The 17,194-nt window shown below is 67.8% G+C and carries 17 protein-coding genes; 9 read left to right on the top strand and 8 right to left on the bottom strand.

The genetic code is table 11. From position 1 onward, the window contains the following. Nucleotides 1-26: 26 nt before the first annotated feature. From murA to ENSA7_RS42385, 5 genes are all read left to right on the top strand, one after another. The gene (murA, locus tag ENSA7_RS21235; RefSeq protein WP_106091140.1) at nt 27-1,325 is read left to right on the top strand and encodes a UDP-N-acetylglucosamine 1-carboxyvinyltransferase; all 1,299 of its coding nucleotides are present in this window, start codon (nt 27-29) and stop codon (nt 1,323-1,325) included. After that, entirely contained in the window at nt 1,309-2,040 is a 732-nt protein-coding gene (gene hisG, locus ENSA7_RS21230) for an ATP phosphoribosyltransferase (protein ID WP_106091139.1), read from the top strand. Before murA ends, hisG begins: the two co-directional genes overlap by 17 nt. Beyond that, nucleotides 2,037-2,780, top strand: a complete 744-nt coding sequence (locus tag ENSA7_RS21225) for a hypothetical protein (RefSeq protein ID WP_106091138.1) — start codon at nt 2,037-2,039, stop codon at nt 2,778-2,780. Before hisG ends, ENSA7_RS21225 begins: the two co-directional genes overlap by 4 nt. Nucleotides 2,781-3,048: 268 nt before the next feature. Then, a complete protein-coding gene (locus ENSA7_RS21220; RefSeq protein WP_106091137.1) occupies nt 3,049-3,447 on the top strand; it encodes a hypothetical protein in 399 nt (132 codons plus the stop codon). A gap of 304 nt (nt 3,448-3,751) precedes the next feature. After that, on the top strand, nt 3,752-4,294 hold the full coding sequence (locus ENSA7_RS42385) for a PDZ domain-containing protein (protein ID WP_146157952.1): 543 nt from the start codon (nt 3,752-3,754) through the stop codon (nt 4,292-4,294). Nucleotides 4,295-4,476: 182 nt separating this feature from the next. Here ENSA7_RS42385 and ENSA7_RS21210 read toward each other — a convergent pair whose 3' ends face one another. Then, the gene (locus ENSA7_RS21210; protein WP_106091157.1) at nt 4,477-5,592 is read right to left on the bottom strand and encodes an alkene reductase; all 1,116 of its coding nucleotides are present in this window, start codon (nt 5,590-5,592) and stop codon (nt 4,477-4,479) included. 404 nt (nt 5,593-5,996) lie between these two features. On the opposite strand from ENSA7_RS21210, the gene ENSA7_RS21205 reads away from it, so the two are divergent. After that, the gene (locus ENSA7_RS21205) at nt 5,997-6,341 is read left to right on the top strand and encodes a hypothetical protein (protein WP_106091135.1); all 345 of its coding nucleotides are present in this window, start codon (nt 5,997-5,999) and stop codon (nt 6,339-6,341) included. Between the two features lie 138 nt (nt 6,342-6,479). Here ENSA7_RS21205 and ENSA7_RS21200 read toward each other — a convergent pair whose 3' ends face one another. From ENSA7_RS21200 to ENSA7_RS21190, 3 genes are all read right to left on the bottom strand, one after another. Next, entirely contained in the window at nt 6,480-7,604 is a 1,125-nt protein-coding gene (locus tag ENSA7_RS21200; protein ID WP_106091134.1) for an FG-GAP repeat domain-containing protein, read from the bottom strand. A 53-nt stretch (nt 7,605-7,657) separates the two neighbouring features. Beyond that, the gene (locus ENSA7_RS43990; protein WP_181233962.1) at nt 7,658-8,416 is read right to left on the bottom strand and encodes an MYXO-CTERM sorting domain-containing protein; all 759 of its coding nucleotides are present in this window, start codon (nt 8,414-8,416) and stop codon (nt 7,658-7,660) included. A 90-nt stretch (nt 8,417-8,506) separates the two neighbouring features. Next, nucleotides 8,507-9,172, bottom strand: a complete 666-nt coding sequence (locus ENSA7_RS21190) for a nitroreductase family protein (RefSeq protein ID WP_244923859.1) — start codon at nt 9,170-9,172, stop codon at nt 8,507-8,509. 209 nt (nt 9,173-9,381) lie between these two features. Between ENSA7_RS21190 and ENSA7_RS21185 the strand changes: the two genes are divergently transcribed. From ENSA7_RS21185 to ENSA7_RS21175, 3 genes are all read left to right on the top strand, one after another. Next, complete coding sequence (locus tag ENSA7_RS21185) at nt 9,382-11,280, top strand: AAA family ATPase (protein WP_106091133.1); 1,899 nt, start codon at nt 9,382-9,384, stop codon at nt 11,278-11,280. A gap of 1 nt (nt 11,281) precedes the next feature. Continuing rightward, nucleotides 11,282-12,535, top strand: a complete 1,254-nt coding sequence (locus ENSA7_RS21180; RefSeq protein WP_106091132.1) for a sensor histidine kinase — start codon at nt 11,282-11,284, stop codon at nt 12,533-12,535. Between the two features lie 167 nt (nt 12,536-12,702). Continuing rightward, nucleotides 12,703-13,575 (top strand): response regulator, encoded by an 873-nt coding sequence (locus ENSA7_RS21175; protein WP_106091131.1) that lies wholly within the window; start codon nt 12,703-12,705, stop codon nt 13,573-13,575. A gap of 56 nt (nt 13,576-13,631) precedes the next feature. Here ENSA7_RS21175 and ENSA7_RS21170 read toward each other — a convergent pair whose 3' ends face one another. The 4 genes from ENSA7_RS21170 to ENSA7_RS21155 all read right to left on the bottom strand — a co-directional run bounded on the left by ENSA7_RS21170 (nt 13,632) and on the right by ENSA7_RS21155 (nt 17,158). Beyond that, complete coding sequence (locus ENSA7_RS21170; RefSeq protein ID WP_146157950.1) at nt 13,632-14,546, bottom strand: hypothetical protein; 915 nt, start codon at nt 14,544-14,546, stop codon at nt 13,632-13,634. Nucleotides 14,547-14,641: 95 nt separating this feature from the next. Further along, the gene (locus tag ENSA7_RS21165; protein ID WP_106091129.1) at nt 14,642-15,229 is read right to left on the bottom strand and encodes a hypothetical protein; all 588 of its coding nucleotides are present in this window, start codon (nt 15,227-15,229) and stop codon (nt 14,642-14,644) included. Between the two features lie 28 nt (nt 15,230-15,257). Next, complete coding sequence (locus ENSA7_RS21160; RefSeq protein WP_106091128.1) at nt 15,258-16,508, bottom strand: tetratricopeptide repeat protein; 1,251 nt, start codon at nt 16,506-16,508, stop codon at nt 15,258-15,260. Beyond that, nucleotides 16,505-17,158 (bottom strand): RNA polymerase sigma factor, encoded by a 654-nt coding sequence (locus ENSA7_RS21155; protein ID WP_106091127.1) that lies wholly within the window; start codon nt 17,156-17,158, stop codon nt 16,505-16,507. The genes ENSA7_RS21160 and ENSA7_RS21155 overlap by 4 nt, the downstream gene beginning before the upstream one ends. Nucleotides 17,159-17,194: the final 36 nt, after the last annotated feature.

The raw sequence follows: 17,194 nt of genomic DNA, 5'->3' as shown, positions 1-17,194 counted from the left end.
GCCTGCAACGTGGGCGTAGAGCGACCATGGACAAGCTCGAGATCATCGGAAAGCCGCCCGGCATGCCCGGCACCGGACTCGTGGGCACCCTGCCGATCCGCGGGGCCAAGAACGCCGCGCTGCCGATCCAGTGCGCGGCGTTGCTGGCATCGGACCTGACCCGGCTGCGCCACGTCCCCAAGCTGACGGACGTCTCGACCATGAACCGGCTCCTGCGCGAGGTTGGTTGTGCGGTCGAGGTCATCGCCGACACCGACGGTCGGACCGTCGAGATCGATCCCCGCGGGGTCGCCCAGGGCAGCCTCGAGGCGCCCTATGAAATGGTGAAGACCATGCGCGCCTCGGTCACCGTCATGGGCCCGCTGTTGGCCCGCTACGGCCGCGCGCGGGTCTCGCTTCCGGGCGGCTGCGCGATCGGGGCCCGGCCGATCGACCAGCACCTCAAGGGCCTGCAGGCGCTCGGCGCCAAGGTGACCCTCGAGCACGGTTACGTCGATCTCGAGGCCAAGCGGCTCACGGGCGGGCGCTTCTTGTTCGACAAGGTCACCGTCGGCGGCACCCAAAACGTCATGATGGCGGCGACCCTGGCCAAGGGGCACACCACGCTCGAGAACGTCGCGCGCGAGCCCGAGGTCGAGGAGCTCGCGCTGTTCCTCAACAAGATGGGTGCGCAGATCTCGGGCGCGGGCACCCCGACCATCGAGATCGACGGAGTCGACGAGCTGCGCGGGATCGACCACGCGATCCTGCCGGACCGGATCGAGGCCGGGACCTTCGCGGTCGCGGCGGCGATCTCCCGCGGCGACGTGCTGCTCGAGCACGCCCCGGTCGACCACATGCACGCGATCATCGACACCCTCGTCGCGGCCGGGGCCGAGTGTCGGGTCGAGGCCGGGGGCCTGCGCGTCATCGGCCCGGAGCGGTTGCGCCCCTTCGACGTGGTCACGCGTCCGCACCCGGGCTTCCCAACCGACATGCAAGCCCAGATCATGGTGCTCGCGGCCATGGCGGACGGCGCCAGCGTGATCCGTGAGACCATCTTCGAGAACCGCTTCATGCACGTACCGGAGCTCAACCGGCTCGGGGCCAACATCGTGGTCAACGGCAACACGGCGGTCGTCCGCGGCCCCACCAAGTTCTCTGGGACCACGGTCATGGCCACGGACCTGCGCGCCAGCGCCTCATTGGTGCTCGCGGGGCTGGTCGCCGAGGGCACCACCGAGGTCCGCCGCGTCTATCACATCGACCGCGGCTACGAGGCGATCGAGGCCCGTCTGTGTCCCCTCGGCGCGCAGATGTCGAGGTACCATGGTGGCGGTGCCTGAGCCGCTGACGTCTGCGCCGCTGACCTGGGCGCTGCCCAAGGGGCGGATCCTCGATCAAGCGCTGCCCTTGCTCGCGGCCGCGGGCATCGAGATCGCCGCGTCGCTCGACGAGGTCGGCCGCAAGCTCTTGTTCGAGCTCCCGACCGGCGAGCGGATCTTGCTGGTCAAGCCCGTCGACGTCCCCACCTACGTCGAGCACGGCATCGCCGACTTCGGGATCGCGGGTCTCGACACCTTGCTCGAGCAGGGCCGGGATCTGTACGAGCCCGTCGATCTCGGCATCGGTCGGTGTCGGCTCGCGGTCGCCGTCCCCGAGGGAGCCCCGCCCGATCGCAAGCTCCTGCGCCGGGGCATGGACTTGCGGGTCGCCACCAAGTACCCGCGCTGCGCCCTGCGGCATTACCGAGCCCGGGGCATTCAGCCCGACATCATCCCCCTGTACGGCTCCGTCGAGCTCGGCCCGATCACCGGTCTGGCCGACCAGATCGTCGATCTGGTGGAGAGCGGCGAGACCCTGCGCCAAAACGCCCTGGTCGAGGTCGAGACCATCTTCGAGGTCACCAGCCGGCTGATCGTCAACGCTGCCAGCTTGCGCTTGAAACAACCGGCCGTCTCGCAGACCATCGCTGGACTACGGCGTGCGGTCCAGGCTGCCGCCAATGAGCGACCACGCGCGCACGCGGGCGAGGTCAGGGAGAAGGCGGCGAGTTCGTGAGTCTGTTCGGGCGCAACAAGAACAAGGGCAAGCCACCGCCGATCGAGCCGCCATCCAAGCTCGTCGAGCAGGCGTTCACGGATCTGCGCGTGCACGTGCGGCTGCAAGAGCAGAACATCGCAACCACCGCGCAGTTTCGTGTGCAGCTGCACGAGGCAATGCCCAAGCTGGCGCCCTACGGGTCCAACCAGTACGCGGCGGTGCGGGCCGTGCTCGACTGGGATCACCAGATCCCCAGCGAGTACATGTTGCTGCGGATCTACACCGCGTACAGCCGCCACGAAGCGCGGCTGCTCGACACCCAGATCCGCGCCCGCGATCAGGCGATCGCCACCGACAACGTGTTCCCAGAGTTCGACCTGCAGGACTACGGCGACCTCGACGCGAGCGAGACCTACATCGCCGTGCTGCGGCCGGGGAGCGCTGCGTTCGAGGAATTCCGGTTCTTCAGCGACTGGCGCAAGGAAGTCCGGCCGCCCGTTGCCCGCGCGGCGCTGTCGGCCGTCAAGCAGCTCGAGAGCTTCCAGGCGGCGTATCGCGCCCGGCAGAACGACGCGCTTGGATCTGCGGTGGTGGTTGGTTGGGTGCCGCCGTGTCTGGCGGAGTCTACGGCCTGGGCGGTGGAGATCTGGTTGGTGGTGGAGTTTGACGGGCAAGTCGGCAAGGCCAACGTGTTCATGGTCGACTCGGAGAGTCTCGCGATCACGCGCGAGTACGTGACCGAAGTCCACGTGCCCTGAGCCGCTGAGCGCTGGGGCAGGTGTGGTCGCTCGCGCTCGGGTCTCGCGGTGCGAGTGACGAAAAATTCGTCGCCGTAGCGGGCTGAATTGAGTCAGTTAGAGGGCAGTCGACGAAATTCTCGTCGCCGCTGACGAATTTTTCGTCACTCGCTCGCCCCCGCCGAGCGCGAGCGCGAGTCGCAGGCCGTTGTGAGGCACACTAGCGACGGCACGCCATATGCACATGTGCTCGAGCGCAAGGCGAGCTCTCCATTGACCGAGACGACCGATGCCCAACGTTGAACGACGAATCCTTCCCATCCTGCTGCTCCTCGCCAGTTGTTCCGACAGGCAGATCGAGCCCGACTACAGCGAGCTGATCGCAGACGCATGCATGAGTTCGTGTCCAGTCACGACGGAGTGCTCGCCGGACCCCTACTACTCGTCGGTCGAGGAGTGCATCACGAAGTGCTCGACGGCGGAGACCTGGGACGTGCTGAACCAGTGCGACACGCGGGTCCTCGAGGGCTTTCTCTGTGTGGGGAGGCTCGAGTGTGAGCAGTACGAGGTCTACCTCATGAGTCTGGAGAATGGAGACCTGACTCCACCTGCGGACTATGAATGCACCGAACACATCATCGCACTTCAAAACTGCGATCCCGATCAACCGTTTGAAGAACCAGAGTAAAAATCAGATGAACATCACGTCCAATCGATACTTCGCAATGTTGCCCGTCCTCTTCATGGCCGGATGTCTCGGGCCGAATCCGTTGTTTTCTGACTGTGGGGAGGCCTGGATAATCGCCGCGGATGGCGCCGAGGGTCTCACTGTCGACGGAGAGATCAAAGCAATCGTGGTAGACGGCAAGAACACCGAAGGAAACCTGTGTCTCGGCCCCGACAGCGCCGCCGACGTTTCTAACCAAGGCAGCCCACAATATGAGGCACTCCGAGCCCTCGCGTTGCTCGCTTGCGAAGAACAAGCGGACATCATGAATCTCGTGTCCAACAACTGCGAGGAGAGCCTGACCGAGCCTCAACACGTCGGGAATTGTCTCGTGCACAAGGACCTGTGTGGCCCCGTGGATGAGACTGGCGGCGAGACCATGGGCGAGACCGACGACGAGACGACGGGTGAGACCGGCGACGAGACCACTGGCGACGACGCGCCGCTCCTCACCCCCTCCGAGTTCGTCACTTGTGTCAGGGACAGCTGCGAAGTCGAGCAAGCGCTCATTGATCAGGTCCTCGTGGCCGACAGCTCGACCTTCGCGGCCGACGGCACCTACCTGACGCCGCACATGGCCGCCTCCGGCGAGCAAGACGGCTGGGCGTTCGCTGGCATCGTGCGGGGTAACCTTGGTGACGCCCTCGGCTTCGAGAACGGTGACGTGGTCACGGAGGTCGCCGGCGAGCCGGTCGACAGCTGGGCGGTGGTGATCGATGTGGCCAACGAGGCTCTACATGCCGAGCGCGTCGAGCTGGTGTTTGTGCGTGACAACGTGGTTCATACCCGAACCTACGTGCGTCGCTAGTATGCGGAATATCGACGGTAAACCGTCGTCATTGGATAGTTGGAATCGAGCGAGGGCGTCATTGCGATGTCGCGGCGAGTCGGTGGGCTGTGGGTTCATCCGCGGGGAGGCTACTGGCGCGATGCCACGGTCTGCCGACTCGCCAACTGTAGTCCTCACGCCGCGGGTGGGGGCACCCCTTCCTAAGTCTCCGCCCAGCTCAGCGTGGGGTAGTCGATGTAGCCCTTCGCGTCGCCGCCGAAGAAGCTCTCGCGCTGCGGTGGGTTGAGCGGCGCGCCCCGTCGGAACCGCTCGGGCAGATCCGGGTTGGCGAGGAACAGCGCGCCGAAGATCGCGGCGTCGGTGTGCCCGCTCTTCACAGCTTGGCGGGCGGTCTCGGCCGTGAACGCGCCGTTGGCCAGATACGCGCCGCGAAAGCGCTCACGGATCTGACGGTGGAGATCGCCAGGCTCGGTCGGGCGCTTGTCGGGCGCGCCGAAGTACTCGATGACGTCGAGGTACGCGAGCCCCATGCGGTTGAGCTCGTCGGTGAGGGCCGTGTACACGGGGAGCGGGTCCGACTCGGTGACGCCCCCCATGGCGCCGAGCCCGGGGCCGATCCGCAGGCCGACCCGATCGGGGCCCCATACGCTGGCTACCGCTTCGGCGACCTCCACGGTGAGTCGGATCCGGTTGCTGACGCTGCCGCCGTAGGCATCGGTGCGCTGGTTGGCGCCGTCGCTGAGGAACTGATGCAGGAGATACGAGTTGGCCCCATGGATCTCCACGCCGTCAAACCCGGCCCGCTTGGCCCGCTCGGCGCCCTGGCGGAATTGCTCGACGATGCCCGGGAGCTCGCCCAGCGCGAGGGCGCGGGGCGTGGAGGTGGGCGCGAAGCCACGCTCGCCGCCAAGGAAGATCTGCGCGTTGGCGTTGATCGCCGACGGCCCGACCGGGGGCTCGCCATTGTGGAATTCCTCGTGCGACATGCGGCCGACGTGCCACAGCTGCATGACGATGCGGCCGCCGTTGGCGTGCACGGCCTCGGTCACGCCCCGCCAGCCCGCCTCTTGCTCGTCGCTGTGGATCCCGGGCGTGAACGCGTAGCCCTTGCCCTGCGGGCTGACCTGGGTGGCCTCGCTGAAGATCAGCCCAGCGCTGGCCCGCTGCGCGTAGTAGCGGGCGTTGAGCTCGGTCGGGATGTCGCCGGGCTGTCGCGCTCGCGACCGGGTCATTGGTGACATCAACACCCGATTGGGCAGCCGCAGGGCGCCGAGCTCGAGAGGTTGGAACAGAGGGTCGGCGCTGGTCTGGCTCATGTGGAGGCCCATTACGCGGGGTGGCGGGTCTCGTTACCCAGAGATTCAAGCCACTGTGTCTCATCCACGTTCCCAACTGTTCGCCGCTCTGACCACGTGATGCGCCGCGGCCCGGCGAGTAAATGATCGCGGTTGAGTCGCATCGCATGCGATAAAGCTCCGTGCGCCAAACCCTCACGCGCCTGATACCGCTGCTTGGACTGTGCGCGGGATTGGCCGCACCAATCTCGCCGGCCCGCGCCGGACAGCCGTCGGCCACGCCCCCGCCCGCGATCGAGCCGGCCGACATACCGGCCGACATACCGCCCGACTCGCGGCCGCCCAGGCCGCCGCAGCAGACACCGCTGCCTCCTTCAAAGCCACGCGAGCGCGGCGCGTCCTCCTCCGATGATGATCAGCCGCTGTTGCCGTCGCTGCGCCTCGATCTCGGCCCCTTGTTTCGCCTGGGTCACCGCCCCCGCCCAAGCTTCTCGCTGTTTCTCGATCTCGGCCTGTCGATCTATTCGAAGCCCCACGATGACAGCAACTTGATGTTCATCTTCCGACCCGCGATCGGCTACCGGTTCGACAGCCTGATCGGGCGCCGTCACCTCGGCGAGCTCGGACTCGAGCTCGGGCTGTTCCAGGACGTGAACGACTTCACCTGGACGATCGGCGGGAGCTATCGCGCCGCGCTCGTGGCTGGCTCGACGCCGATCCCCGACGGCCCCACGCGACGGCGCTGGGCGTTCGCCATGGCCCCGTGCTGACCTACCTATCTGGCGTCCTGTCGCTGACGCTCAGCCACGAATACCTGGGGCTCCCAGCGCCCCAGCACGGCCTGCGCGTCGCCTGGCTGTCGACGTGAGCCCGTTCGTGGTGCTGTACTGGCTGCTCAGCGACGCGCTCTAGTTGGACTTCCAGACGATCACCCGCGGCGGCATTCCGGTCGGTGTGACGATCAGATCGTCGCTGCCGTCGCCGTCGACGTCTGCGCTGCGCAGGCGAGTGAACGAGACGCCCGCGAAGTCGTGCACGGTCGGCGAGAAGCCGCGATCCGTGTTGGCGTAGATCGAGACGCGCCAGTCGTTGCCGGGCACGTCGGTCAGCAGCTCGGAGCGGCCGTCACCGTCGAGGTCACCGAGCGCGATGATCGAGAACGTGAACGGCCAGAACAGCTCCGCGCTGCTCAGGTTGCCGTCGCCCTGGCCCAGCCACGGGTTGACGACGGGCACGTCGCCGAGCCCCGTGACGACGTCGCCGAACAGATCTCCGTCGAGCTGCCCGACCGCGGCGGCGTCGAAGCTGCCGACCTCGGCGCTGGCGAGCAGGGTCAAGGCCCCGTCTCCCGATCCGGTCCAGCTGTTGATCGACCGCGGGGTCGCGTCGCTCTGGGACGTGAGGGCCTCGCTGCGTCCGTCGCCGTCCATGTCGATCGCCCACAGTTGATCGTAGGTAAAGGCCTCGCTGGTGGTCGACGGACCCAGCCCAAAGTTGGCGCTGCTCAGGTGCGCGTCGATCCGCGGCGGGGCGCCGCTGGACTGCAGCAGCAAGTCGGCGCGGCCATCGGCGTCGAGATCACCGAGCGCGAACCCAGTGAAGGTGGTGAGCTCGTGGGTGATCGGCGGCGCCAGAAACCCGCCGTCGCAGTCGCTGGCGTATACGTTGATCCGCGGGGGCGCGCCCGTGCCCGACAGCACCAGGTCGGCGCACCCGTCCGCGTCGAGATCGCCGAGCTGCAGATCATTGAACGCGAACACCTCGGTGGTCACGGGTGACGCGAAGCCGAAGCGATCACCATCGCCGTCACCGTCACCGTCGCCGTCGCCGTCACCGTCGCCGTCGCCGTCGCCGTCGCCATCGCCGTCGCCATCGCCGTCCCCGTCGCCGTCACCAGTCTCGCTGGTCGACCCATCCCCGCTCCCAAGCGTCTCACCGGGTCCGCCGGGGTCGGGCAGCTCCTCGATCGGCGGATCCTCGCACCCGAGCGCCAACACGGCCGAGGCCGCACACAACGCGACGAGGCGGCGCATGCACGGCAGGTTAGCACTGCGCAGCATGGCCGCCCGGGCAGTGTGGCGTCAGCTCAGGCGTCGCGGCGGCGACGGATCGTCGCGGCGAGCAACAAGATCCCGAGCCCGGTCGCGCCGAGGTCGGTCGCGCCACCGCTGGTCACGCTGCAGCCCTTCTTCTTGGCTGGGGTGTCCTCGATCGGAGGAGGCGCGACGTCGGCCCCTGCCTCGTCCTCGTCCTCGTCCTCGTCCTCGTCCTCGTCCTCGTCCTCGCCCTCGTCGTCTTCGGGCTCGGGCTCTTCTTCGTCGGCGCCCTCGGCTTTGCGACCGGTGTCGATCAGCGTGACCTTGCCCTTGGCCAGGACCAGGTCGCGCTTGCCGTTGTTCTGGACGATCTGAACGCGGTACTGGCGATCCTTGTTGAAGCCGATGTTGGCCTCGAGCAGGAGCACCGCCGTGTAGAACCGCGAGCCGTCGTACTCCGCGTCTTCGTGGCGGTGCACGATGTACTCTTTGTCCTGGACCGTCTGGTAGAACTCGACGTAGACGGGACCTTGGGCGGCATGCTTGCCCATGCGCGCGTGAAGCTTGAGCTCCCAGTCTTCCTCGCTGGGGATCCGGTCGACCTCGTCGGTCTTGGTCTTGGCCCCCTCGGAGGTGACCTGGCCGTTGTCGTCGGTGTCGAGCGAGTCGACGCCGGTGCCAAACCAGATCTGTTCTTGTTCCGGCCCGGCCAACGCCTCGCTCGGGGCCAGGCCCACAGCGAGTCCGCACGTGACTGCGGCAACGGTGACGGTGGCAGAGATGAGGATGTTGCGGACGAGCGATTGCATGGTGCGGGCGCCCGTATACCACGATCGGCGCGGGTGAATCAGCCGCGAACACGACTCGACCTCGGCGACCGCGCCAGGCCCCGCTGCCGCTCAGATCTCGATCAGGAGCTCATCGAGGGGCTTGCGCGCGAGGTCGGGCACCCGGCAGTCGGCGCTCGGGTAGCCGACCGGGAGCAGCATGAACGGCCGCTCGTTCTTGGGCCGCCGAAGGATCTTGGCCAGGAAATTCATGGGGCTCGGCGTGTGCGTCAGCGTCGCCAACCCCGCGTTGTGAAGCGCCGCGATCAACATCCCCAGCGCGATCCCGCAGCTCTCCTGCACGTAGTAATTTTTGCTGCGCGACCCGTCGGCCCGCAGGTCGTAGTCGATCCGAAACATCACGATGATCGCCGGCACGTGGTCGAGGTACGGCTTGTGCTCGTCGGTCCCCAGCGGCGCCAGGGCGGCCCGCCACTCGTCACTCATCCGCTGCTCGTAGGTCTCGCGCTCCTCCGCCTCCGCGGCCAGCCGGATCTCGTGCTTGACCGCCGGGTCGGTCACCATCACGAACCGCCACGGCTGCTTGTGCGCCCCACTCGGCGCTGTCCCGGCCGTGCGGATGGCCTCGCGGACGGCCTCGAGCGGGATCGGATCGGCGCTGAACTGCCGAATGCTGCGACGCAGGTGCATCAGCTCGTAGTACGCGTGGGCACGCTCACGCACCTCGGCGTCAGCCCGGCGCGAGAACGACAAGGGGACGGTCGGATACTCGCTCACCGCCCCACAATGCCCCGAACGGCCCGAGCTGTGTGGTGCGCCGGCCGTGAGCTTTTGCCCACCCGCGCCCGCCCGGCTCGCGCTGAAGCAGCCGACGCGCCCTCCCGAGACGCCGCGCATGTGTGGTCCCTCTGGGGCGAGCTTCGAACGCACCTTCCCATCTCCGCGGGTCGCACGACCCGCATGAAAATCTGGGTATTCTCTCGCCCATGGCCGACATCCTAGCGGAGCAAGATGGTCCCCGCGCCTCGCACAAGATCCGCCGCCTCACGGTGCTCGGCGGATTCTGGGACGGCCTCGAGCTCGACTTCGCCGCGAAGCTCAACTGCATCATCGGCGCCCGCGGCACCGGCAAGACCACGATCCTCGAGCTGTGCCGCTACTGCCTCGGCCAGATCCAGAGCACGGATCCCACCCGGCAGCTGCAGCTGACCAAGCTGATCAAGGCCAACCTCGATCGCGGCACCGTCGAGGTCACGATCGAGACCCGCGACGGCATGAAGTACCGGGTCGTGCGTGGCAGCTCGGGCGAGCCCGAGGTCTCCGACGAGCGCGGCTCTCCGGTCGAGGTCTCGCTGTCGCGCGGGCAGGTGTTCGCGGCCGACTTCTACAGCCAGCACCAGATCGAGGACATCGCGATCAGCCCCCGCGCGCAGCTCGAGGTCATCGATCAGTTCGTCGCCGACGAGATCGCCGGCCTCGATCCAACCCGCCGCGACGTGATCTCGCAGCTCGAGAAGAACAGCGCCGACATCCACCAGCTGCGTCAGGCGATCGCCGACCGCGAGGAGATGCTCGGCGAGATCCCCGAGATCAAAAAGCGCATCGAGGCGCTCGACGTCGGCGGCGAGCAGGCCGAGGACATCAACCGCGAGGTCGCGCTCAAGGGCGCCCGCGACCAGGAAAAGCGGATGCTCAAGCGGACCGACGACACCCTGGCCGGGGTCATCGATCAGTTCGAGGCGCTGACCCGGATGGTCCGCGGGTTTGGCCAGCTCGTGGAGCGCAGTGAGGGCGAGAACGGCAAGCTGTTCGAGCGCCTGCAGATGGTGCTGGAGGCGGCCGGCAACGACGCGGTCGGGGCGATCACCAGCGCGCGCAAGATCGTGGAGGACGCCCGGCAGAGCGTCGAGGAGCTCGACCGCCAGCTGACCGAGGCCCACGGCGGCCAAGAGCAGCGCTACACCGAGCTGCTGCGCGCCCACCAGGACGCCCAGGCCCAGGCCCGCGAGGGGGCCCGACTGCAGACCCGACTCAACGAGCTGCTCGAGCAGCGCCGCTCGGTCGAGCGGCGTCGCAAAGAGCTGCTCGAGCTGACCAAGAAGCGCGGCGAGCTGCTCGATCGGCTGTCGGAGCTGCACGACAAGGTGTTCGTGCTGCGCCAGAAGATCGCCCGCGAGATCACGGCCCGGCTCGAGCCCGACATCCGCGTGAGCATCACCCAGTTCGGTGAGCGCGGGGACTATGCAGACCGCCTGCGAGAGGCGCTCAAGGGCCAGGGCCGCCACTACAGCACGCTGGTTGGGCGGATCGAGCAGAACATGCCGCCGCGCGAGCTCGTGCGGCTGGTCGAGCGCTCGGCCGTGTCGGAGATCGCGACCACCCTCGAGGTTCGTGACGAGCAGGCCGACTGGCTGATCGATCGCCTGCGCGGGGCTGAGGACGGCAAGCTGCTGCTCGACCTCGAGGCCCTGCAGCTCGAGGATCGTCCGAAGATCGAGCTGCGTGACGGCGGCACCTACAAAGACGCGTCCACGCTCAGCACCGGGCAGAAGTGCACGACGATCCTGCCGATCTTGCTGCTCGACAGCGATCGCCCGCTGCTGATCGATCAGCCCGAGGACAACCTCGACAACGCGTTCATCTACGAGACGGTCGTGCGCAACATCGGCGAGGTCAAAGCTCGGCGCCAGCTGATCTTCGTGACCCACAACCCCAACATCCCCGTGCTCGGTGACGCCGAGGCCGTGTTCGTGACCGAGTCCGACGGCCAGCACGGCAAGCTGCGGACCCGGGGCGACGTCGAACAGGTCAAATTCGAGATCGAGAAGATCCTCGAAGGCGGCGCCGAGGCCTTCCTCGAGCGCAAGCGCCGGTACGGACACTGAGATGAGCGCACGTCCCAGCAAGCGCAAGCCGTCCGCGTCGAGCAAGAAGGGCGCGAGCAAGTCGCGGTCCACCAAGCGCGGCAAGCCAGCGGTCGAACCGGAGTCCGAGACCGACGCCGGGGCGCAGGCAGACGCCGGGGCCGAGGGCGAGCCCAAGCCGAAGTCCGCGACCAAGCAGCAGCAAGACGATCGCAACTGGAACGATCGCAGCGCGGCCGTGAGCGCGATGATCGATGAGCTGCACAGCCACCCCTCGGCCCAGCGAGTCCGGGCGATCGCCGAGTCGTTGCTGGTCTACAGCGAAGATCCCAAGTGGGAGGTGCGGCTGTTGGTCGCGCGCGCGCTCGCGTACCTCGAGCACCCCGACTACGCCGTGATCGCGGCGCGGCTCGACACCGACGACAACAGCTTCGTGGCCAAGGCCGCGCGGGGGTCGGCGGCCAAGCGGCGCGAGCTCGACTTCGCCTACCAGGCCAAGACCGACGAGATCGACGAGGTCACGATCGAGCTGCGCAAGCTCCGTGAGGCGTACGGCGAGCGGGTCGCCAGCGCCGCCGAGCGGATCGCCGACCAGAAATATCGGCTCTTGACCAACGAGACCACTCACGAGATGCGCACGGTGGTCGCGAGCTTGCTCGACGCGCTGACCAAGCTGCACGCCAGCCTCGAGCAGAGCAACACCAGCAAGAACGTGTATGAGCGGACCCTGCGGATCGCCCGCGAGCGCACCAATTTCTTGCAGCTGATGCTCGACGACACCAAGCGGCTCGTCGACGAGCCCAAGCTCGAGTGTGAGGGCGTGCCCGTGGTCGCGATGCTCGAGAAGGTCGCGGAGATCGTTCGCGACGCCCTCGACATCCCTCCGGGCGTGAGCTTCGAGGTCGAGGCGGGGATCCCGTCGACGACCAGCGTGCACGCGCCACGCGTGCGCCTGCTGCAGGCGATGTCGAGCCTGGCCAAGAACGCGATCGAGGCGGTCGAGGGCGAGGGCCGGGTGACGCTGAGCGCGACCATTCCCCGCCGCGGGTGGGTCCGGCTCAGCGTTGAAGACAACGGCTACGGGATGGGGCCCGAAGAGATTCGGCAGGCGCTGCTGCCGATGGTGTCGAGCAAGAAGGACGACAAGCACACGGGCGTCGGGCTGCCGCTGGCCAAGAAGATCATCGAGCGCGAATGTCATGGCACGTTCGAGATCGAGAGCACCCCCGACGCCGGGACCTCGGTGATCTGCATGTTTCCGACGATCGAAGACTGAGCCCGCGGGGGTGGCCAAAAGACCACTGAGCGTGAAGTTCGCGCGGCGCTGGTCGACGATCTCCAGGTTTCGCCGACACGCGGCCTGATCCGCGATCGAGCGCCCGATCCGCCCCGAGATCCGGTCTGGATCAATCGCACCCCAGCCTGGCCCCTATACTGTGCCCGATGGCCCGAACCAAGCAGGTGGCGCTCGTCGTCGAGGACGATCCAACGTTGCTCGATCTCATCAAGGAGACCATCGAGTCCCTCGGTCACGAGGTCAGCTCGGCCAGCTCGCAGGAGAACGCGCTGGCGCTGCTCGAGGACACGATGTTCGACTACATACTGTTGGATCTGAAGATCCCGCTGCGTGAGGGTCGGCTCCCGCGGCTCGAGATCGGCTTCACCCTGCTCGAGCGGATCGTGTCGCTGCCCGACGCTCGCCGGCCCGGGGTGATCGTGATGACCGCCCACGGCGACGACCACGAGTACTGCCGCCGCGCGCTGCGTGAGGGCGCCGATGACTTCATCAAGAAGCCCTTCGACGGCGGCAAGGAGTCACCCGAGGCCGCGATCAAGCAGCTGCTCGCGCGCCGCAGCGAGGAGCGCTACGAGGTCGTGACCGACGCGACGGGGTCGGTCGCCCGCGAGCGCGGACCCGGCGGAGCCACCCGCGAGCCTGGGCCCGAGCAAGGTCCGCCCGCGATCCACCTGATCGGCACCTACGACCGCCGCCGCTGCAACCTCGAGATCAACGGCAAAGAGCTGCTGCTGTCCGAGCAGCGGTTTCGCCTGTTCGGTCGGCTCGCCGTCCACGCCAAGCGAGCGCCGGGTCAACATCTGTCGCTGCTCGACGTGCCAGAGATTCAAAGCGGCACCCGTCAGGCGCTCAACCGCTTGCGCAAGGATCTCGAGGAGCAGGTGCCCGGGTTTTGGGATCGTTGGATCCGCAACGACGGGCACGGCAGCTATTGCCTGCAGGTGCCCGGCGACTCGATCACCTACGACGCCGACTCGATGGCCGCCCACTCGGAGCTGCTCGGCAAGCTGCGCAGTTGACCAAAGCAGGCGCCCGCACGAACGCGCGGGCGCCTGGGCTGGTGAGATGTCGCGGGTCAGGGCTCGAGGCAGGCGTCGAACTGCGCTTCACACAGCAGCAGGTCGGCGTCGTCGAGCGCGTTGTAGACACACTGGTCGAAGTCCTGCTCGCACTCGTCGGGTGGGGCAGGATCGTTGCCCATGCACTCCTCGAAGCCGATCAGGCAGCCGTCGGGATCCATCGGGTTGTCCTCCATGCAGGCGTCGAGCTGGTCCTCGCAGGGGCTCGGCGGGTGTGGATCCTGGCCGAGACACTCGTCGTATTCGAAGAAGCACAGCTCGGGGTCGACCGGGAGCTCTAGGCAGGCCTCGAGATCCTGGTCGCAGGGTGTGGGTGGCGGTGGTGGCTCGCCGCCGAGGCACTCGTCGAACGCGATGAAGCAGCCGTCGGGGTCCTCGGGGTTCTCCTGCAGGCAGATGTCGAGCTGCTCTTCGCATGGCTGGGGCGGATCGCAGCCGTCGTCGCCACCGTCGCCACCGTCGCCGCTCTCGCCACCCCAGTCCTCGCCGCCGTCGCTGCTCTCGCTGCCCCAGTCATCGCCGCCGCCGTTGCAAGCCTCGAACTCCTCCTCGCACACCGCGGGGTCGGGGTTGTACTGCAAGCACTGGTCGAACTGCTCGGCGCAGTCGTCCGGCGGCGGGGGCTCATCACCGCTGCTGCTCTCGGCCCAGCCCTCGTCCCCCTCGCCGAGGCAGCCCAGCAGGACGTCGTGGCACGCAGAGATCGCCGCCGGATCATTGCCAGCGTCGGTCAGGCAGTCGTCGAACTCGTGCACGCAAGTGTCTGGCCCGCCGCTCTCGTCTTCACCTTGCTCATCGGGGTACAGACCGTCGATGTGCAGGCCGATCTCGCAGCCGGTGACGGTCATCAGCGCGGCGGCCAGGGTCAGTTGAGTCGGGTAGCGACGGAAGATCTTGATAATATCGATCATGGTGTTTGCATCCTCAGGCGACGGTGTGTACTCGACGTCGCCTTTGTGCATACTCGTTCCTCGTCGGCCCACGATTGGGTCAATCAAAGATCGAGTCAGAGCGTGATTAATGTGCAGCTGCCAGGGTCGCCGCAGTCGAACTGGCACTCGATGGCATTGTCGCAGATGAGGGTGCAGCCCGCCGGGCACGCATGGATGGCGCACAGCTCGGCGTTGAGACAGTGCAAGGTGCAATTGCCCCCGGGGCACGACAGATCACAAGCGCCGCCGTCACAGTATTGCGAACAACCAGCGGAGCACGCCATCGAGCAGGTGTCGGTGTCGATGCAGGTCATCTCGCAGTCACCCGAGGACATACAGTCGAGGTTGCAGCTGACGGCGCTGGTGCAGTCGCTGGTGCAGGGATTGGCGCCGCAGGCGTCGTCGCAGATCGCTCCGGCTGGACACACGAACCCGCACGGTTGGTCAGCGGGATCGGGCGCCGGATCTGGCGGTTCGTCGGGATCGGGCGAGCACGCGGACTCGCCCGAGCTGCTCGAGGCGCCCATGTCCGTCGAGTCTGTCGAGCTCGAGGCGTCCGGTAAGTCGAGCGTCGCGAGCTCGGCGACCTCGTCCGGTGGCAGCGGACAGCCGCTCAGACCCAGCGACAGCCAGACCAGCGCGCGATTCAGGAAGCGGGTCATCTGGTCACCTGGTCACCTGGTCACCTGGTCATGGCGCCGGGGCCTCGAGCTCACGTCGCCAGTCCGCGAGCCGACGAAGGTGGAGGCTGCTGGGATGTCGCGCCTCGAATTCGTCGATCGCCTCGCGCAGCTCGAGCGCGCGGTGCAGGCCTCGCAAGCAACGAATTCGTCCGTAGCGCGCCTCTTCCACCAACGACCGCCGGCCGCCCGCGTCATCGAGGTAGGCCTCGAACTCGGCGAGCGCCGCGTGGTGATCGTCGGCGGCGAGCAGGATTCGACCCAGGGATACACGCGCCGTGCGGCCAGCTTCACTGGCGCCGTGGTGATCGACCAGCTCGCGATACAGGCGCACCGCCGCCTTGCGCTCGCCGGCCGCGAGCTCGCGCTGCGCCGCCGCGAGCAGCTGATCCGGCGAGTCGGCTCGCGCGGGCTCGACCTGTGCAGGCTTGGGACCTGGCTGGGGGACTGGCGTGGGGACTGGCTGGGGATTGGGCGCGGCCGAGGCGGGCTGGGCAGGCGCAGGTCCGAGGTCGAGCTGATCCCCGGCGCCCAGCGAGACACCGTCGCCGTCCTGATCTTCGACGATCACCTCGCCCGTGATGACCTCGACTTGCAGAAGCTCGCGCACGCGGTCAAAGGCCACGCGGAACTGGCTGGAGCGATCGAGCTGGATCACTCGGCCGGCCGCGGTCGAGAGCACGATCGACGCGCTGGAGCTCCGCGCGTCGAGCTCGAGCTCACCAGACTCGAGCTCGAGCGCGACCGCGGTCTCGGTCGAGCCTTCATTGACGCGAAACCTGGCGGCGCCCCGCGAGCACAGGCTCACGTCGGCGGCCACGCGTCGGCAGTCGTCGCCGCGCAGCTCGTGACGCTCACCCGGGAGCGCCCAGCCGACTGGTCGCGACTGAGCGTTGGTCATGGCCGCGCTGGCGCCAGTCCGAGGGGTTGGCAGCTCGGGCTGCGCGTGGGTCGAGGGTCCGAGCGCGTTGATCGCAACCAGCAGCAGCGCGCAGGCGGCCACGCTCAGACCCAGCGCCACCATGCGTGGCCACGATCGTCGGCGCTCGGGTGTCGGCGGGTCATCGTCACCGCTGCACGCCGACGCTGGATCGCTGAGCTTGGCCGTGTGGGCCTCGAAGCTCGCGCGCTCGTCGTCGTCGAACAGCCCCGCGAGCAGCTCGTCGTCGCCCAGCTCGTCACCCAGCGCACCGGGGCCTCCAAGCCGAGTGAAGGCCAGCGACAGCGCCGCGTCCACGCGATCACCTTGCCGACCGGTCATCGCCGCCGCCCTCCGGTGGGTGGGCCGAGCAGCGTCTCTTGCCGGACGCGTCGCCGCAGCTGCTTGGTGCCCAGGCGCAGCCGGCTCTTGACCGTGTTGGGGCTGGCGTCAGTGAGCTCGGCGATCTCGGCGACCGAGTAGCCCAGCGCGTGCCTGAGGACCAACGCCTCGGCCTGTTCGGTCGGGAGCTCGGCCAGGTATTCGCGCAAGCTCCGGGGCAGGGTATCGCCCAGCTCGAGTCGGCTCGGCGGTGAGGTCTCGAATATCGTGGCGCTGGGCTCGAGCGCCTCGCGAGCTTGGCGCGCACGCACACGCCGATGATGCTTGAGCACCGCCAGCGTGGCCACGCGCCGCGCCCAGTGGCGGACGCTGGACCGACCTTCGAACTGCGCGGCCGCCCGCAGCACCTGGATGATCGCAAATTGACTGGCGTCGTCGGCCTCGACGCTGCACCGGGACAGCGAGCGGGCCACGGTCCGGACGTCGGCCAGCACCGCCTCGGCCAGCCAGCGCTGGGCCCGACGATCACCGCCGCCCGCCGCCCGCACCCGGGCGAGCGTCAGCTCATCGCAGCCCGCCGCGATCTTCTCGACCTGTTCCCGACGATTCGCCGCCGGGGGCGGGTCGAGGGCGTGAGCGGAAGCGGTCATGAAGGCGCTGGAGAACTCGTACCGATCGGCGGCCGG

The organism is Enhygromyxa salina, assembly GCF_002994635.1.
Taxonomy (GTDB): Bacteria; Myxococcota_A; Polyangia; order Nannocystales; family Nannocystaceae; genus Plesiocystis; species Plesiocystis salina_B.
The sequence above is the reverse complement of the archived record's forward strand: the minus strand, read 5'-3'. Positions and strand labels throughout refer to the sequence as shown.

What these genes read in the sequence shown, in the direction of transcription:
- hisG (WP_106091139.1), top strand. Translation starts at nt 1,309, where the DNA reads ATGGTGGCGGTGCCTGAGCCGCTGACGTCTGCGCCGCTGACCTGGGCG.
- ENSA7_RS21180 (WP_106091132.1), top strand. Translation starts at nt 11,282, where the DNA reads ATGAGCGCACGTCCCAGCAAGCGCAAGCCGTCCGCGTCGAGCAAGAAG.
- murA (WP_106091140.1), top strand. Translation starts at nt 27, where the DNA reads ATGGACAAGCTCGAGATCATCGGAAAGCCGCCCGGCATGCCCGGCACC.
- ENSA7_RS21155 (WP_106091127.1), bottom strand. Translation starts at nt 17,158, where the DNA reads ATGACCGCTTCCGCTCACGCCCTCGACCCGCCCCCGGCGGCGAATCGT.
- ENSA7_RS21175 (WP_106091131.1), top strand. Translation starts at nt 12,703, where the DNA reads ATGGCCCGAACCAAGCAGGTGGCGCTCGTCGTCGAGGACGATCCAACG.
- ENSA7_RS21185 (WP_106091133.1), top strand. Translation starts at nt 9,382, where the DNA reads ATGGCCGACATCCTAGCGGAGCAAGATGGTCCCCGCGCCTCGCACAAG.
- ENSA7_RS21210 (WP_106091157.1), bottom strand. Translation starts at nt 5,592, where the DNA reads ATGAGCCAGACCAGCGCCGACCCTCTGTTCCAACCTCTCGAGCTCGGC.
- ENSA7_RS21160 (WP_106091128.1), bottom strand. Translation starts at nt 16,508, where the DNA reads ATGACCGGTCGGCAAGGTGATCGCGTGGACGCGGCGCTGTCGCTGGCC.
- ENSA7_RS43990 (WP_181233962.1), bottom strand. Translation starts at nt 8,416, where the DNA reads ATGCAATCGCTCGTCCGCAACATCCTCATCTCTGCCACCGTCACCGTT.
- ENSA7_RS21220 (WP_106091137.1), top strand. Translation starts at nt 3,049, where the DNA reads ATGCCCAACGTTGAACGACGAATCCTTCCCATCCTGCTGCTCCTCGCC.
- ENSA7_RS42385 (WP_146157952.1), top strand. Translation starts at nt 3,752, where the DNA reads ATGAATCTCGTGTCCAACAACTGCGAGGAGAGCCTGACCGAGCCTCAA.
- ENSA7_RS21170 (WP_146157950.1), bottom strand. Translation starts at nt 14,546, where the DNA reads ATGATCGATATTATCAAGATCTTCCGTCGCTACCCGACTCAACTGACC.
- ENSA7_RS21165 (WP_106091129.1), bottom strand. Translation starts at nt 15,229, where the DNA reads ATGACCCGCTTCCTGAATCGCGCGCTGGTCTGGCTGTCGCTGGGTCTG.
- ENSA7_RS21200 (WP_106091134.1), bottom strand. Translation starts at nt 7,604, where the DNA reads ATGCGCCGCCTCGTCGCGTTGTGTGCGGCCTCGGCCGTGTTGGCGCTC.